The organism is Streptomyces sp. NPDC053673, from assembly GCF_055585225.1.
Window position 1 is genome coordinate 61,059 of sequence record NZ_JBVJKN010000021.1, and the last position, 17,017, is coordinate 78,075.

Below are 17,017 nucleotides of genomic sequence, written 5' to 3' on the forward strand. Positions count from 1 at the left end.
AGCGACGCCTTCCCTCCATGCCGGGATGAGATGAGCGCAGTGGAGCGGCCGGCCACGGGGCCGGGTGCAGTCGGGGGCCTACTCCCAGGCCACCGTGCTCGTGCCGTTGCCGACTCGGTACACCTCGCGGCCAACGATGGAGTTGAGGATGCGAGCGCTGCGCCAAGACGCCAGACTGAGCAGACTGTCATTGATCCCGTGGCTGCTCTCCGCAAGGCTCTGGACGTATATGTGCAGATCCTCCGGTCCGTCGATCTCCAGGGAGTAGTCGGGCCTCACCTGGAACATGCCGTCCTTGACGGACAACTGGTCCTGGATCGGCTTCAGATACTCCGGAATCTCGTTCCGGTACCCGGTGCAAAAGATCACCAGGTCCGCCGGAAGGCGCTCGACGGCATCGTGATTGGCATCGTGCAGGTCGGCCACGAAGTGGGAACCGTCCTGTGTCAGGTCGACGGCCCGCCGGCACGGGAGCAGCCTGTGCCGCATTCCCGCACGAGCGACATGGTCAAGGTGGTAGAGCCGCCGGTATATGGAGTTCAGCAGGTCGTCGGTGATTCCGTCACCGCCGGCGTTCCGCTGCTCCTGTGCGATCTGCGCACGACGCTCGGCCGGAAGGCCGTTGAAGTACTCGACGAACGGCGCGGAGAACCACTCGTTGGTGAAGGGCGAATCGTCCAGCGGCTGGAACCCGATCCTGCTGGAGGTCCAGGTGAGGGAGGCGGGGAGGCTGTTGTCGTCGGAAAGCATGTGGTTGACGACCTCGGCGCCGCTCTGCCCCGCCCCGACCACGAGGACACGACGGCCCTTCCACTCGGGGCGGACCGTGGTCATCTCGCTGCTGTGCAGGACCTTGTCGCCCTGGAAGGGCTTCGCGAACGTCGGCACATGGGGCTCGGAACCCGAACCGAGCACCAGTGTGCGGGCCGTGCGCGAATCGCCGCCTCCACAGGTGACGCGGAAACCCTCATCGGCCAGGGCGATGGACTCCACCCGCTTGCCCCACTCGATCGCGGGGATCTGCGCCGCGACCCACTGGTAGTACTGCTCGAACTCGCGCCGGGAGCAGCCCATCCCGTTGGCTTCCAGGAACCTGAACGCCCTTCCCTCCTCCACCAGGAAGTTCAGGAAGGAGAACCTGCTCCTCGGGTCGACGAGTGTGACGAGGTCCCTGAAGTAGGTGACGGTCAGCTGGGAATCGGGAAGCATCAGGCCCGGGTGCCACCGGAACTCCGGCTTGGATTCCAGGAAATGCGAACGGATCCCGGCGATGGGCTGCGCCAGCGCCGCGAGGCTCAGGTTCGCCGGGCCCACGCCGATGCCGATCAGGTCAAAGTTGGTCATTCTGTATCTCTCGTTCCAGAGCCGAGGCGCTGATGTCGCATTCCATGGGCCGTCCTTCGCCGAAGCGGGCTCCGGGAGTACACCCCTGGTGTCGTCATCGCCAGTACTCGTCCTTGATGCAGGCGATCCGGCGCATGAGCTCGTCAGTGTCGGGAGCTTTGACCACGTAGGAGTCGAGGAAGTCCGTGGAGTGCCGGACGCCTCCGCGGCCGTTCCCCGCACCCCGGTGCGCCAGGTGCTCCACGACGCCCAGGGCCGGGAAGCGTTCGGCGTCGATCCCCCGGTACTCACCGCCCCCGGGATAGAACGCGATGAAGCCGCACGTCCCTCCGTCCAGCGACGCCGGGGCGCTTCCCAGCGAGACGTCGAGCCCCGCGTCGATACGGATCTGGGCCTCGACGATGTTGAACCCGTACTGCCACTGGATCACCGGCGGAATGATGCCGCCCGGCGGGCGCCCGGCGACCTCGCAGAAGACGAGCTCGTCGTCGGGGGTGTGGAAGACCTCCAGGTGCGTCGTGCCGTCCTGCAGCCCCAGTGCGCCGAGCACACGCGTGTTCAGGTCGGTGATGCGTTTCAGCAGTTCGCCCTCGTGGACGAGCACGGTGCCGAAGATTCCGCCGGGAGAGTAACTGGCGGGGTCGGTCAGGTACTTGCCCACGCTGCTGAACCTGATCCGAGCGTCCTGCACGACGGCGTCGCAGTGATAGATCTGGCCCTTGACGAACTCCTCGACCTCGTAGTGAGAGCCGGAGAGGTCCAGTCCGGCGACGATGCGCCGTGCGTCCTCAAGGGTGTCGGCCATGTAGAGGTCCTTGGCGGCCAGCCCTGTGCGGCTCTTGATGACCTTCCGTCCGGTGCTCCAGTCGACGCGTTCGAGGTCGTCCAGGCTGTCGAGCGCGGAGAACCCCGGGACCGACGCGGCACCTGCGGCTCGCACGGCCTCCTTCATCAGCACCTTGTCGCGGAAGCGCACCGCGGTCTCGTAGTCCATGCCGGGGAGGGAGAACTTGGAGCGCATCTCCGCCGCAAGCAGCACGGCCCGTTCGTGCACGGCGATGACCCGGCTGATGGGGTGGTTGCGCAGCGTCCACTCGCAGATCGCGCGCCAGCGGTCCTCCTTCTCGGCGTCGCACACCGAGACATGGTCGAGGGGATGGTCCGCGAACCCGCTGACCCCGCCGTGGAACTGGTTGCGGGTGATGAGGTGGATGTCGATCTCGGAGGTCGGAAGGATGTACCTGCCGCCACGGTTGAAGTGGGCGTACGAATGGTTGTTGATGAACAGCGCGGTTGGCTTCACCGTGCGCTCCTCTCCGCGGTCCGGGCGGAATCCGTGCAGTCCGTCCGGCCCAGCCCGAAGGGCCTGCCGAGCGCCCAGCGTGTCAGGTCGATGCCTGTCAGCCGGCGCACGAGTTCGGCGTCCTCGTCGCTGCCCGCATGGTGGTGGGACGCGGCGATCCGCACCGTGCCGTCGAGGATCCGGACGCGGGTCCTGGCGGGGCCGTTCTCCAGCCCGGCGGTGTCCAGGAACTCCGTCAGCGCCTTCTCCAGGGCGCTGTGCTCGTCGGGCGCCAGGCAGTGGGACGGCGCAATGTGCGGAGGCAGGGTCGGCGATGAGCCGTCCGTCACGACCGCCACCAGGTGATGGGCCCCGTCCGTGGTGAAGGTGTACGCGGTCAGTCCGCGTCCGCCGGAGTCCATGACACTGGACGCTTCGTCCGAAAGCCGCCGCACCACGTCAACCGGAGTGCCGGGCGTTTTGAGGAGGGAGTTCGCGAGGGCGGTCGGCAACAGCCCCGCCCTGCTGACGGAGACCACCGCCGTGGGGGCCAGGGGACGCAGCACCTCGTCGACGAAACTGGGGAACGCGTCGCTCGTGAAGTCCACCGAGTAGTAACCGGAGTGGTCGTCGACCAGGTCGTGCACGGGCGAGCCGGGCTGCTGTACGAAGACCGTGTGGCAGTCGATCGTGTGTGCGGTCCGTGCGGTGCGGGGGCTCGCGTCGATGACGACCAGGCGCCGGCGGGACCGGTTTGAGGTCCCGTTGTGCCCTACCACTGGCCGCCCCCGATTCCGCTCTCCGGCCTCTCGCCGTAGTGCGAGAGTTCCGCCCTGATGGAGGACTGCTCCCAGTCCTCGCGGTTGCGCACGTACCGAGGATTCGTCGCGACGATGGCGGTGGTGGAGGCTCGTCCGGCCGCCAGCCGCCAGCGGACCACTCCGGTCAGCGGCGCCGCCAGTTCCATGATGAAGGCCTGGCACGCGGCGCGGAGTTCGCCGAACCAGCGTCCTTCGAGCGCCTCACGGACCCAGACCTGCTCCACGTGCAGCTTCTCGCGGAGCGTCTCGGCGTCCAGGACCGCTGTCTCCAGGTGGCGGCGGGACGCCAGCAGCAGCGCGGCCGCGGGCATCTCGCGGACCTCGAGGACCTTCTCCCCGCCCGGAAGGTGCTCCAGGCCGGTGTAGCGGCCCATGCCGTGGGCTCCGACGGTCCAGTTCAGCTGCTCGATGATGTCGGTGAGCGGCAGCGCACGGCCGTTGACGGCGACGGGCAGCCCCGCTTCGAAGGCCACCTCGACGTCCTCCGTCGTCGGGACCTCTCGGTGGGCGGTCCATCGGTAGTAGGACTCGGGGACCGCGTGGTCCTCAGGGTCGTCCAGGATTCCGGACTCGAACTCCCTGCACCACACGTTGGAGTCCCCGCTGGCGGAACGCTCGGCCATCTCGTACAGGCCGATGGACTGCAGCTCCTTGATCTTCACCTCGCGGTCCACCGGGTCGAGGTCGTAGGGGCTGCCGAAGTGTCCCTGGAAGTCGAGGAGTTCCAGAGCCCCGTTCAGTCTGCGCAGTGTGTTCTGTGAACGATTGGCGGTGTGCAGGATCACCTGGGCGTCCAGTTCTCGCGCCGCTTCCACCGCCGTGCGGGCGATCAGCGGGCGGCTCAGCGAGGAACTGACCGGGTGAGTGTCCAGATATACGGCGTGCGCGGCGATCGCGGGCCGGACGAACTCCGCCACGAACGCGGCGCGCGCGTCGATGGCATGGAGCCGGACACCGAGCTTGTCGGCGATCCGCTGCACCTCGGACGTCTGCTCGTCGCCGCCCAGGCCGACGCTGATGGCGTGCACCTCGGTGGCTCCGGCCCGCACGAGCCGGTAGAGGAGGTAGGAGCTGTCCAAGCCCCCGCTGAACAGCGTCACGACGGGGCGCCGCACATCGACATCACCGTGAGTGATGTCACGAAAGGAACGGACGCCCTTTCCGCTTGTCTTCACACTGCACGTCCTTACGGTCCAGCTGGTCTTGGGGGTTGCTCACTGCTGTCGGTTCCGTGGCCGGATCCGGCCGTCGTCACGGCCCGGCGGGCGTCATGGCCGGGCTCTCGGAGCAGTCGCGCAGGAAGGAGAGCTTCGAGTAGAAATTGCGCTCGGCGGCAATGCCCAGCCTCGCGAGGTGTTCCTCCACCAGGACGGTCAGCCGGTTCAGCTCGGCGTCGATCGACGAGGCGTCCATGCCGGCGTGCCAGCGGGTTTCCAGGTACTCCATCTCGACCTGCCGCAGCCTCCGGGCATCGGTACCGTCAAGGGTGACCTCGTCCGTCTCGATGCCGAAGCAGTGCCCCGTGGCGACGGACTGGACATTGACGTCGAAACGCGTGCGCTTGAAGCCGGGCAGACGCCTGAAATGGAGACCGGGGAACTCCCTGGCCAGGTACTCCTCGAAATTCGCTCCCGGTACCTCGATGCCCTTGCGGAAGGTCTCCGCACGCCGCAGTGCGTCCGCCGCGAATCTCTTCATCTTGAGTTGGTACCTGCCGTCCGGATTCTCCTGGAAGGCGAAGTGTCCGAGCTCGTTGCCCGGTCCGAGCAGTTCGAAGTTGTGCTGTATGAAGTGCCACCGGGTGAGTTCGTACCCCGGATCGGTGATGAATCCCGGGAACCTGCCGTTCTCGACGGCCGTCCAGAGTTCCTTGGTGAGGCCCCAGATCGAGACCTCGTCGAGAAGATTCACCTTCTCCTCGATCTCGGTGCCCTTTTCATACGTGACGTAGGCGTTGCTCTCGATGCGGATGTTGTCCTGCAGCGAAGTGGAATGCTCGAGCGCGCATGCCACCAGACCGGCGATTGCGGTGTCAGCGGCATGACTGAATTGCCCCACGCGCACGAAGAGCGTCCCCGCGGTTCGCATACGGGCGCACATGAGGACTTCCGTGTACGGCTCCTGCTCCGCCGCGTGGGTCCGCAGGAGCATCAGTGGGCCGTGCGCGGTGAGGTCCGCGTCGAACTGCGCCCGCAGACAGGTCTCGAACTCGGTTGTGAACTGGGTGGAAGCCCAGGTCACAAGAGATTCGGCCGACGGCTTGAGGGCCTGGGCCGAGCCCGCCGCGTCGATCACCGAGACGGACCGCGCGGCGGTCTCCTCCCGGCGCAGGAACTCCATCGCCCGTGTTCCGCTCCCCGCTTCGGCCGCGAGCTCCGCCACGAGGAGCGGTGCGCCCCGGTCGGCTGTGACCGAGTACTGGTGAGCCATATCGGCGATGACGAGATACCTCGTGACCGCCGCAGTGGGATCTCCGCCGCTCGCGATCAATTGCGCACTCAATGCAACTCCTAGAGCAGTGCTCGGGGCACAAGCAGGTCTTTCGCCAGCCCGCGGCGCTGCTCAAGAAAGCGACCGAGGGGGACTGGCGGTGATGGCCAGGACTGTCGCACGCGATTGAAAGCCAGAGGACAGTTCTCTGCGGTGTACGAGTAGAGCTTCAGGACCACGACGGTCCGAGCGGGCGGGCCACCAGGATGATCAGAATGATCGAACGTAGGTTAAGCAGGCCTGTGTTGGGGAGTCAACAACGTTTGCCGAGGGCTGATACACCCACCATATTCCACTTCCCATACGCATAATTTCTGGACAACCTGCCTCAAGTCAGGCAAATCCCTGTCGGGACAATCACTCGAAAGTTAACCTCTTGACGGTTAGCGTTCACTCGGTAAGGCTGACGGTGATCTTGCTGGGGTGGTTCGAACGCTCCGGCTGACACCTGGGGGATGATGGTGGGTAACACAAAGCAGCGCGTTCTCCTGCTTGTGCTGGACGGGTACGGATGGGCGCCTGACGGCACGCACAATCCCTTAGTGGAAGCCGCTATTCCATTTCTTTCCGGGCTGGCCGCTAAAACCCCTCCGGCTCTGCTCGAAGCCTCCGGTGCGGTGGTCGGACTCCCCCCGGGGCAGGTGGGCAACTCCGAGGTCGGACACCTCACCATCGGCACGGGGCGCACCGTCCCCCAGGCCGCTGTGGTCATCGACCGGACGATCACCGAGGACGGCCTGCACAGCCGCCCCGAACTGGCCGGCGTTTTCGCCAGATCACGCGCTGCGGACACCGACGTCCATGTGATCGGCATCGCCTCGACGGGTGGCGCGCACGGCCACATCGGCCACATCGGCGCCGTACTGGATGTGGCGCACGAGTACGGGTGGGCGCATCGAACCTACGTCCACGCGGTCAGCGACGGCCGTGACGTCCCCGCCCGGTCGGCACTCCACGACCTGGCACAACTGGAGGAGAATGGCGCCCGGATCGCCACGGTCGTCGGGCGCAGATTCGCCATGGACCGGTCCGGGCGCACGGAGCGCACCGCGCTGGTCGTCGCGGCGCTCAGAGGCGAAACGCCCGGGCCGGTGACGGACTGGCGGGCAGCGATTTCGGAGCAGTACGACGCCGCCGTCACGGACGAGCACCTGCAGCCGATCGTGCTCGCGGCGCCCCGTATCGCGCCGGGGGACGAGGTCATCATGACCAACTTCCGTCCCGACGGCCTGCGTCAGCTCGCGACCGAGCTCGCCGGATCCGGCCAGCCGCTGACCACGATGACGAAGTACGGCGACGGTGTCCCCGCCCGCCCGGTCTTCGATCAGGGCGAGATCGAAGGCACACTGGCCCAGGCGGTCGCCGAGGCGGGCCTCTCGCAGGTCCATGTGGCCGAGCGGGAGAAGTTCGGGCACGTCACCTACCTCCTCAACGGCTACACCCAGAAGCTCCAGCCGGGTGAGCGGCACATCCTGATCGACAGCAGAACCGATGTGCCGGGCTTCGACCAGGTCCCCGAGATGTCTGCGCGCGAGATCACGGCGGAACTCCTCCGCGAAATCGCCTCGGGGGAGGCCCAGTTCATGGTCGCCAACCTCGCCAACGTCGACACGGTCGGCCACACCGGCAACTACGACGCCGTGCGGCGGGCGGCGGAAGTGGTCGACGGATGTCTGAGCGACCTCGCAGAGGCCGCACAGAACCACGGTGTACGCATCGTGATCACCGCCGACCACGGCAACGGCGAATGCATGCGCGAGCCCGATGGCACAACTCCCCACACCCGGCACACCATGAATCCCGTGCCGCTGTGGGTGATCGGGGCGGACCGCCCGACGGTCCCCTCCGGAGACCTCCGCGACGTCGCGCCGACCTGTCTCCACCTCTTGGGCATCAAGCCCCCCGTGGCGATGTCCGGTCGAGTTCTGTTTCTGTGAAGGGCCATTCCATGACGAGGCACCACGCCTTCGACCCGGTGCGCTTCGAAGTGCCCGCGGACCTGACCAAGGGCGCGACGCGTGAGGCGCTCAGCGCCGAGCTCCTCCCGTACGCGCGTAGATGTCTGGACGGAGATCCCGGCTTCTTCGTACTCACCGGACTGCAGCACCTCGACCTGACGGAGTACCGCGAGTTCGCCCTCGCCGCCTCGGCCGCGCTGGGCGAGCTGCTGCCGCAGGACGGTGTCGAAACCCTCCTGCGCGAGGTCCGGTACCGCGGCGTGGAGCTCGGCGAGGGCGCCACGGGACGGTACTCGGACTCCCGCACAGGCGGCAGTCTGCACACCGACTCGCCCCATCGGCCCTCCACCGTTCCGGACTATTTCGCACTCGCCTGCGTCCATCAGGCCGCCATCGGCGGCGACTTGGTGCTCGTCCGGCTGCCCGACGTCGTCGAGCGGTTGAGGGACCGTCCCGAAGTGCTCGACACGCTGCGCCGGCCCGTGCACTTCGACACCCGGGACGACACCCCGGGCGCACCCCGCACCGTGCTCCGCCCCGTCCTTGAGTCCCGGAACGGCAAGGACCACGTGCACTATCTGCGGGAGTACATCGAAATCGGTCATCAACAGCGGGACACACCGCCGCTGACCGACGATCAGATCCATGCCTTCGACACCCTGGACGCCCTGCTCGACTCCCCGGACCTGCGGTCCCAGGACCGGCTCGGCGAAGGGGAAATGATCTTCATCGACAACCGGTGGACCCTGCACGGCAGGGTGGAGTTCCAAGACCTGGAAGGCGATCACCAGCGCTTGATGCTGCGCACCTGGATCGCCGCCCAGGACTCGTAACACACCGCACGCCACCTCGGAAGGCCACACCCCGCCCGCCCGGTCCTGTCTTCCCGCGCCGCGCGGCACTTCGACCTGCGGTCGGGGACGAGCATCCGCCTCTCCCCGCCGTGACCAACAAGGAGCAACGTTGACGTCCCACCGCATCTCTTTCCGCGAACTCATGGCACGAGGCGAACTGGTACGGGTCGCCGGTGCGCATGACGCTCTTGGCTCCAAGCTCGCCCAGGAGGCAGGCTTCCAGGCAGTCTGGGCGTCCAGCCTCGAGGTCTCGGCCTCCCGCTGCCTCCCCGACGCCAGCATCCTGACCATGACCGAGTACCTCACGGCCGCCGCGAACATGCAGAAGGCGATCGACATCCCGGTCGTCGCCGACGTGGACACCGGATACGGCAACAACCTCAACGTGGCCCACATGGTCCACGAGTACGAGGCGGCCGGTATCACGGCCGTCGCCATCGAGGACAAGGTCTATCCGAAGGTCAACAGCTTCGCCGCCACGTCTCACGACCTGCTGCCGGTGGTTGACTTCCAGCGCAAGCTGGAGACGGCCAAGTCCGCCCAGCGGCACGAGGACTTCTACGTCATCGCCCGCTGCGAGGCACTCATCAACAAGCTGGGGGTCGAGGAGGCCCTCAAGCGCTGCAACGCCTACACCGACGCCGGGGCGGACGCGATACTGATTCACTCCAAGAAGAAGGACGAGAGCGAGATCGTCGAGTTCCTCGACGGCTGGGACGGCAGGCGGCCCGTCGTCATCGTGCCGACCACCTACCCGCAGTGGTCCACGGCGGAGGCGCAGAAGCACGGGGTATCCGTCGTGATCTACGCCAACCAGGGCCTGCGGGCCACGGTCCAGGCGCTCCGCGACACCTTCCGCACCATCCACAACGACGGAACGTCTCTCGGCGTCGAGGACGAAATCGCACCCGTCTCCGACGTCTTCGCCCTGCAGAAGCTCGATGATTGGCTGGCGCTCGAAGCGTGATCTCCAACGACGATTTCTGCACGGCGCTGAGAGAGCGCGGCTTTGACTTCGTCGCCGGCGTCCCGTGTTCCTACTTCGGCGGTCCCATCGAGCGTCTGACGCGCGAGGGGACCTACCTTCCGGCCGCGAACGAGGGCGCCGCGCTGGCGGCAGCCGCGGGCGCCCGGGTGGCCGGACACCGTTCGGCGGTCATTGCCCAGAACTCCGGGCTCGGCAACCTCATCAACCCACTCACGTCTCTCACCCAGACGTACGGAATTCCCGTCCTGGTGTTCATGAGCCTGCGCGGATGGCCCGACCCCTCGCAGGACGAGCCCCAGCACGCCGTCATGGGCACCGCGACCCACAAGCTCCTCGACGCGGTCGGCGTTCCCCATGTGACGGTACCCGCCACGGCCGGCGCCGCCGATTTCGGCATCGCCCTCGACCGTGCCGACGCGGAACTGGCCGCGGGCAGAAGCGTGTTCGTACTGACGCAGAAGGGAGCCATAGAGAAACACCAGCCCACCGCGCCCCGCGAAGCGCCGGCCGGCGTCAGCCGTGTTGAAGTCCTGCGAGCGATCGCACCGGTCCTCGAAACCGCCGCCGTCGTCTCGACGACCGGCTACACCTCACGCGAGCTGTTCGGCGTCACCGGCTCGAAGAACCACTTCTACATGCAGGGTTCGATGGGGCACGCGGCCGCGTTCGGCCTCGGGGTCGCCCTGCGCGCCCCCAGCACCCCGGTCGTCGTACTCGATGGCGACGGCGCGGCCATCATGCACCTGGGCACGCTGTCGTCCGTGGGGGCCGCGGCGCCGGCAAACCTGGTCCACCTACTGTTCGACAACGGCACCTACGAGTCCACCGGCGGGCAGGCGACCACCTCGCACTCCACGGACTTCGCCGGAGTGGCCCGGGCCGCCGGCTACGCATCGGCCCGTCTGTGCCACTCCGTCGAGCAGATCGAGGCCGCACTCACCACGGCGCTCCAGGGCAACGGCCCCCATCTCGTCGTCGCACGAGTGGTGAGCGGAGGCACCTCCGGCTTCTCCCGTGCGACGGCCGCCATGACCACGACCGGCATCCGCGAGGGCTTCGCGGAACGGCTACGGGTTCAGGAGTACTCCCTTGGCGGATGACACACGAGAATGTGACGGCGGCCCGGGCGTGCTGTTCGGAGCCGGCGCGGTCGGCCGGCTCGAAAGCCTGGTGGACGGATTCGGGCCCCGGCGCGTGCTGGTCGTTGCCACCCGGAGCGGGCTGGCGCGCGCGGGGTTCAGCCACTGGCTGGACTCCCCGGACTACCGCCTGTTCTCGGATTTCCGGCCGAACCCGGACCTCGGGGACGTACTGGCCGGCTGCGCCCTGCGCGACAGCTGGCGACCCGATCTCGTCGTGGGTCTCGGTGGCGGCAGTGCCATGGACGTGGCCAAGCTGGTGCGTGCCCTGCCTGCCGACCGGGACGCCGCGCTGCGGTGCCTGTCCCAGGGAGCCGAGGGCCTGGCACCGGGCCTCCGCGCTCTGCTCCTGGTCCCCACCACGAGCGGCACCGGCAGCGAGGTCACCCAGTTCGCGACGGTCTTCGACGGCGAACGGAAATACTCCCTCGACCATCCGCTGACCGCCGCCACCCAGTCCGTCGTCGACCCGGAGCTCACCGCCGGCTGTCCCGCCGACGTCATGACGAGCTGCGCGATGGACGCGTTGTGCCACGCCGTCGAGTCACTGTGGGCCCGCCGCTCGGTTGACCAGTCGCGGGCCTACGCCCTGCGGGCACTGCACGGGCTGACCGGTCCGCTCGGCGAGGGCCTGAAGGACACCTCGCTCCCCGTGCGGGAGCAGTTGGCCCGCGCCGCGCTCGACGCGGGCCGGGCGATCAACGTCACCAGGACCACGGCGGCGCACGCGTTCGCCTACCGGCTGACCCGCCGCTACGGCGTCCCGCACGGGGTGGCCTGTCTGGTCAACCTCCAGTGGCTGTACGCGTACAACGCGGAGCACGTCGGCACTCACTGTGAGGACGGCCGCGGCCCGGTCCACGTCCGGTCCCAGCTGGAGGCCGTGGCGGCGGCCTGGGACGTCGACACCGACGATATGCGCCGCCACCTCGCGGGACTGCTTTCCGAGACGGGCTGGTCCCCGCGGCTCTCCGACTACGGGGTGACCGAGGAGGAGCTGCCGGGCTACGTGGAAGCGGGACTGGCGTCGACGGCGCGGGCCGGCAACAACCCCGTACGACTGGACGAATCGTTGGTGCTTCGGGCGCTGCGCACCATCCACTGATGGAGAAGAAAGTGGGCATGAGAGAGCCGGTTCCCTACGGTGCATGGAGTTCCCCCATCTCGGCGGCGGACGTCGCCGCCACGGACAGCCACCCCAACTGGCCGGGCTTCGTCGGCGACGAGATCTGGTGGTCGGAGCGGTTGTCCCACGAGGGCGGCCGCACGACGCTGATGCGGTGCTCCGTGGACGGCGGTCCCGGCCGCAGCGCCCTGCCGGCGCCGTGGAATGTACGCAGCCGGCTCATGGAGTACGGAGGCCGGGCCTGGGCGGGGACTCAGACCGACGCCGGTCCTCTGCTCGTCTTCGTCCACGCGGAGGACCAGCGCCTGTACCGGTACGAGCCCCAAGCCACGGACGCGGTGCCGCAGCCGCTCACGCCCCCTTCCTCACCCGGCCTAGGACTCTGTTTCGCCGACCAGGTGCTGCCGCCGCCCGTCCACGACGAGGACAGAGCGGCGGAGGTGTGGTGCGTGCGGGAAAGCACCGGTGCCGACGGCGTTCCCGTGCGGGACCTGGTGGCCGTGCCACTGGACGGCAGTGCCGCCGACGACGTCACCGCCATCCGGTCCCTCACCGCAGGCCATGACTTCCTGACCGGTCCGCGCATCTCCCCCGACGGCCGCCGCGTCGCCTGGATCGGCTGGGATCACCCGGCCATGCCGTGGGACGCCGGCCAGGCGTGCCTCGCGGAGATCCTGCCGGACGGCACCCTGTCCGCCGTCCGCACCGTCGCGGGCGGGCCCGAGGAGTCCGTCGCCCAGGTCGAGTGGACGGACGACGGCAACCTGTACGCGGTCACCGACCGGTCGGGCTGGTGGAACGTGCACAGGGTCCCGCTCGACGGGGCCGAACCACAGAACGTATGCCCGCGTGAGGAGGAGTTCGCCGGAGCCCTCACCAAACTGGGGCTCACCTGGTGCGCGCCCCTGCCCGGAGGCCGCCTCGCAGTCCTCCACGGCACCCATGCCATGCAGCTCTCCATCCTCGACCCGGATTCCGGCGAACTGACCTCCCTGCCCTGCCCGTTCACGGAGTGGGCGCCGCTGCTCGCCGCCGGCGGACACCAGCTGATCGCGGTCGGCGCGAGCGCCCTGAGCGACTTCACCGCTCTGCGCATCGACACCGCCACCGGCGCGTACACCGCCCTGTCCACGCCGCGCGCCACCGCCGACGTCGCGCTGCTGCCCCGCCCTGAGGGAAGGACGTTCGAAGGACCCGGCGGGCGTCCCGTGCACGCCGTCGTCTTCCCGCCCCGCAACCCCGGCTTCACCGGCCTGCCCGGCGAGCTGCCCCCCTATGTGGTGTTCGCGCACAGCGGGCCGACAGGCCGTTTCCCCATGGCCTACGACCTGCAGGTCGCCTTCCTCACCAGCCGCGGCATCGGGGTCGTCGGGGTCAACTACAGCGGTTCGACCGGGTACGGCAGGAGCTACCGCGACCGGCTGCGGCACGCCTGGGGCGTCGCCGATGTCGAGGACTGCGCCGCCGTCGCCCGGGCGCTCGCCGCGGAGGGCAGCGCGGACCCGGACCGGCTCGCGATCCGCGGGGCGAGCGCCGGCGGCTGGACGGCGGCCGTGTCCCTGACCACGCTGGACACCTACTGCTGCGCGGCCCTGCACTACCCTGTGCTGGATCCGGTGGCCTGGCGGGAGTCGCAGAACGGCGGGTTCGAGGCGTTCTACCTGGACACGCTCATCGGTCCCTGGCCGCGGACCAGGGACCGGTACCTCGAGCGCTCGCCCGCCCACGCCGCGGCACGCGTCGACGTCCCGTTCCTGCTGCTGCAAGGCAGGGCTGACCCGATCTGCCCGCCCGCCCAGGCGGAGAACTTCCTGTCCGGCGTGCGGGCCGATGTGGCTCCGTACCGCCATCTGGTCTTCGAAGGCGAACGGCACGGCTTCAAGCGGAGCACCACCATCATCGAGTGCGTCGAGGAAGAACTGGCGCTGTACCGCCGTGCCTTCGGTGTGGAGGCGGACCCCGGGCCCGCCTCCGCTCCCGACACACAGGACCTGATCCATGAATTGGTGCGGGCCCAGGCGCTCCGCACCCCCGACCGCATCGCCGTCCGGGACGAGACGGGCACCTGCTCCTACACCGAACTCCTCGCGCGTGCCGAGGAGCTGGGCGGGCGGCTGCGCGCGGCCGGTGCGCGCCCCGGCGACCGGGTCGGCATCCACCTGGACCGCTCCCGCGACCTGGTGGCCGGCGTGCTCGCGGCCCTGCTGGCCGGCTGCTCCTACCTGCCGTTGGACCCGGAGTATCCGGAGGACCGGCTGCGCTTCATGATCGACGACGCCCGTCCCGTGGCCGTGCTCACCCGGCGTGGCATCGCCACGCCACCGCACGGTGCGCAGCAGCGGCTCGTATACGTCGACGAGGAGTACGCGCCCGCCTCCGAGGCCGGCCCGGAGCCGGTGGCCGGCAAACCGTCGGACGCCGCCTTCGTCATCTACACATCGGGCTCCACGGGCACGCCCAAAGGGGCCGTGCTCGCCCACCGGGGCATCGCCAACATCCTGAGGCACAGCAGGGACGACTTCGGGTTCACCGAGGACGACTCGGTACTCGCCCTGGCGGCGTTCTCCTTCGACTTCGCCCAGCTGGAGATCTGGCTGCCGCTGATCAGCGGTGGCACGGTGCATCTGGTGGGCCGGGAAGCGGCGCGCGACCCGGAACTGCTCGACGCTGCGCTCGACGCGCGCGGGGCCACGTTCGTGATGGGCACCCCGTCCATGTTCAGCGCACTCACGTCGTTCGGCTGGCGCCCGCCGCGCCATCTTCGCATCGTCTCGGGAGGGGAGAGCCTGACCCCAGCCGTCGCCGACGCCCTCGGCTCCGCCGACGCGCTATGGAACATCTACGGCCCCACCGAGACCTCGATCTACTCTCTGTCAGAGAAAGTGCGGTCCCCCGGGGGCCGCGCGGCGGCTGACGGCGCAGGGCAGGACATCACCATCGGCCGGCCCGTGTCCCGCACGGTCATCGAGATCCTCCGGGACGGCCGGCGCTGCGCCGACGACGAGACCGGCGAGATCCACATCGGCGGACACGGCCTGGCGATCGGGTACCTCGACCGGCCGGCGCTGACGGCCGAGCGCTTCATCGCCGACCCGTTCCGGCCGGGTGAACGCCTGTACCGGACGGGCGACCTGGCCCGACGCCGGCCCGACGGCCGGATCGCCTACGAGGGCCGTGCCGACGATCAGGTCAAGGTCCGCGGGCACCGGATCGAACCGGGCGAGGTGGAGGAGCGGCTGACCCGCCACCACAGCGTCCGTGCGGCGGCCGTCGTGGCGGAACAGGGGCACCACTCCCTGCGCCTGGTCGCCTATGTCGTGCCCGCCGACGGGCAGACGGACACCGCGGAGCTGCGCGCCCACCTGGCCCGCTCCCTGCCCGCGTACGCCCTGCCCCACCGGATCGTCGCGATCCCCGAGATCCCGCTCAGCCCCAACGGGAAGACGGACCGCCGGGCACTGCGCGAGCTGGCTCTGCCCCGGTCCGACGGAGCCGAGGGCCTTGCCGGGGTGTGGCGCGATGTGCTCCGGCTCTCCTCGATCGCCCCCACGGACAACTTCTTCGGCCTGGGCGGTGACAGCCTCAGCGCCATGGAGGTGGCGATCAGGGCACGAGACCTCGGCATCCGCATCCGCCCGGCCGACCTGTACCGCACCAGCACGTTCGGGGAACTGACGGAACTCGCCGAGGCGCGGGGCGCCGAGGACCGGACTCCTTCGCCGTCCGCCGTCCTGCCGACTTCCCTGTCCCCGGCCCAGCACCGCTTCCTGGAGTGGGACTACAAGGACGCGGACCACTACAACGTCTCGCTGCTCCTGGACGTGGCCGGCACGGTCGACAAGGAGGCCCTCGGCCGGGCCCTGACACTGCTGGCCGAGCGCCATCCCGCGTTGCGGCTCCGGCTGACCGGCCCGGCCTCCTCACCGGAGCCGTTCACGGACCGGGCGCCGGACACCCCTCTGTCGTGGCACCGACTGCCGGAGGGGACCGACGAGGAGGAGACCCGCGCCTTCCTCGCGGAGGCGGACCTCCTGCAGCGGTCCCTGAGTCTGCGGGACGGCCCCGTCTGGCGGGCGGCCTTCTTCTCCGGGCGCGCCGGCAACCGGCTGCTGATGGCGTTCCACCACTTCATCGCCGACGGCATGTCCCTGAAGATCATTGCCAGGGACCTGAGCGCACTGTACGACGGCATTGTCACGCCGTCGCCTTCGGACCGCCCCCGTGCCGCCGCCGCGTCCTGGGCCGAGCACGCCGGCACGCTGCGCCGGTTCATCAACGGCCCGTTGGGTGAGCTGTTCCTGCGCCGCTGGGAGACCCTGCCGTGGCAGTCCCTGCGGCCCCTGCCCGCCGACCGGCCGGCCGGCAGCATGCACATCAGCCACGTCAGATCCTTCCGGACCGTGACACCGCTGCCCGCCGGGACCGGTGCGCTCCGCCTGGAGGAGCTGCTGGTCTCGTCGCTGGCGGCGGCCGTCGCCGAGGAGACGGGCAGCGGCGCCGGCGCCGTCGACGTGTGCCGGCACGGCCGCAGCGACCTGAGCGGCGGACCCGGCTTCTTCGACACGGTGGGCTGGCTCAACAGCATCGCTCCCTATGTGCTGGCCCTGCCCCAGCAGGCGTCGGACTCTCGGGCAGCGGCCGCCCTGCGGCACCAGATCACGGAGATCCGGGACATCGAGCAGACCTGGGGCGCGCTGCGCCATCTGCACGACGACGAGGTCGTGCGCCGCCGGATCGCCGCGCTGCCCGCGCCGGACGTCTATCTGAACTTCCTGGGGTCCCGCATGCACGACCTCGACCTCTCCGGCCCCTTCCGGCTGCTCGACGGCGAGGCCGGCATCGAGATGACCCCCGAGCGCACCCAGCCGTATCGGATCAAGGTTTACGCGGAGACCGGGCCGGAGGGCCTCCGGCTGCAGTGGCAGTACAGCTGCGACGTACACGACGAAGACCGGATCAGGCGTATCGCGCGGTCGTGCGGGCGCTGGATGGACCGGCTCGCCCGATGAACCCGA

General features: G+C 69.1%; 11 protein-coding genes. 6 read left to right on the plus strand and 5 right to left on the minus strand.

Annotated elements, in window-relative coordinates; translation table 11 throughout:
* Positions 1-78: 78 nt before the first annotated feature.
* The 5 genes from ACZ6ZQ_RS26375 to ACZ6ZQ_RS26395 all read right to left on the minus strand — a co-directional run bounded on the left by ACZ6ZQ_RS26375 (position 79) and on the right by ACZ6ZQ_RS26395 (position 5,949).
* Positions 79-1,344, minus strand: a complete 1,266-nt coding sequence (locus ACZ6ZQ_RS26375; protein ID WP_469770982.1) for a lysine N(6)-hydroxylase/L-ornithine N(5)-oxygenase family protein — start codon at positions 1,342-1,344, stop codon at positions 79-81.
* A 94-nt stretch (positions 1,345-1,438) separates the two neighbouring features.
* On the minus strand, positions 1,439-2,647 hold the full coding sequence (locus ACZ6ZQ_RS26380) for an ATP-grasp domain-containing protein (protein WP_469770983.1): 1,209 nt from the start codon (positions 2,645-2,647) through the stop codon (positions 1,439-1,441).
* Positions 2,644-3,405, minus strand: a complete 762-nt coding sequence (locus ACZ6ZQ_RS26385) for a hypothetical protein (protein ID WP_469770984.1) — start codon at positions 3,403-3,405, stop codon at positions 2,644-2,646. Before ACZ6ZQ_RS26385 ends, ACZ6ZQ_RS26380 begins: the two co-directional genes overlap by 4 nt.
* Entirely contained in the window at positions 3,399-4,622 is a 1,224-nt protein-coding gene (locus ACZ6ZQ_RS26390) for an argininosuccinate synthase-related protein (protein ID WP_469770985.1), read from the minus strand. Before ACZ6ZQ_RS26390 ends, ACZ6ZQ_RS26385 begins: the two co-directional genes overlap by 7 nt.
* Before the next feature lie 76 nt (positions 4,623-4,698).
* Positions 4,699-5,949, minus strand: a complete 1,251-nt coding sequence (locus ACZ6ZQ_RS26395) for a hypothetical protein (RefSeq protein WP_469770986.1) — start codon at positions 5,947-5,949, stop codon at positions 4,699-4,701.
* Positions 5,950-6,395: 446 nt separating this feature from the next.
* Here ACZ6ZQ_RS26395 and gpmI point away from each other — a divergent pair, with 446 nt between their 5' ends.
* From gpmI to ACZ6ZQ_RS26425, 6 genes are all read left to right on the plus strand, one after another.
* Complete coding sequence (gene gpmI / locus ACZ6ZQ_RS26400; RefSeq protein WP_469771025.1) at positions 6,396-7,874, plus strand: 2,3-bisphosphoglycerate-independent phosphoglycerate mutase; 1,479 nt, start codon at positions 6,396-6,398, stop codon at positions 7,872-7,874.
* 11 nt (positions 7,875-7,885) lie between these two features.
* Positions 7,886-8,728, plus strand: a complete 843-nt coding sequence (locus tag ACZ6ZQ_RS26405) for a TauD/TfdA family dioxygenase (protein WP_469770987.1) — start codon at positions 7,886-7,888, stop codon at positions 8,726-8,728.
* Between the two features lie 130 nt (positions 8,729-8,858).
* Positions 8,859-9,716 carry an isocitrate lyase/phosphoenolpyruvate mutase family protein gene (locus ACZ6ZQ_RS26410; RefSeq protein ID WP_469770988.1) on the plus strand — a complete coding sequence of 286 codons (858 nt, stop codon included), beginning with the start codon at positions 8,859-8,861 and terminating at the stop codon, positions 9,714-9,716.
* On the plus strand, positions 9,713-10,837 hold the full coding sequence (gene aepY, locus ACZ6ZQ_RS26415) for a phosphonopyruvate decarboxylase (RefSeq protein WP_469770989.1): 1,125 nt from the start codon (positions 9,713-9,715) through the stop codon (positions 10,835-10,837). The genes ACZ6ZQ_RS26410 and aepY overlap by 4 nt, the downstream gene beginning before the upstream one ends.
* Positions 10,827-11,981: a phosphonoacetaldehyde reductase gene (locus ACZ6ZQ_RS26420; protein WP_469770990.1), complete on the plus strand. Its 1,155-nt coding sequence runs from the start codon at positions 10,827-10,829 to the stop codon at positions 11,979-11,981. Before aepY ends, ACZ6ZQ_RS26420 begins: the two co-directional genes overlap by 11 nt.
* Entirely contained in the window at positions 11,981-17,011 is a 5,031-nt protein-coding gene (locus ACZ6ZQ_RS26425; protein WP_469770991.1) for an amino acid adenylation domain-containing protein, read from the plus strand. The genes ACZ6ZQ_RS26420 and ACZ6ZQ_RS26425 overlap by 1 nt, the downstream gene beginning before the upstream one ends.
* The last annotated feature ends 6 nt before the right edge of the window (positions 17,012-17,017 follow it).

Excerpts from the sequence above, each read along its gene's own strand:
- ACZ6ZQ_RS26375 (WP_469770982.1), bottom strand. The coding sequence starts at position 1,344 with ATGACCAACTTTGACCTGATCGGCATCGGCGTGGGCCCGGCGAACCTG.
- gpmI (WP_469771025.1), top strand. The coding sequence starts at position 6,396 with ATGGTGGGTAACACAAAGCAGCGCGTTCTCCTGCTTGTGCTGGACGGG.
- ACZ6ZQ_RS26425 (WP_469770991.1), top strand. The coding sequence starts at position 11,981 with ATGGAGAAGAAAGTGGGCATGAGAGAGCCGGTTCCCTACGGTGCATGG.
- ACZ6ZQ_RS26405 (WP_469770987.1), top strand. The coding sequence starts at position 7,886 with ATGACGAGGCACCACGCCTTCGACCCGGTGCGCTTCGAAGTGCCCGCG.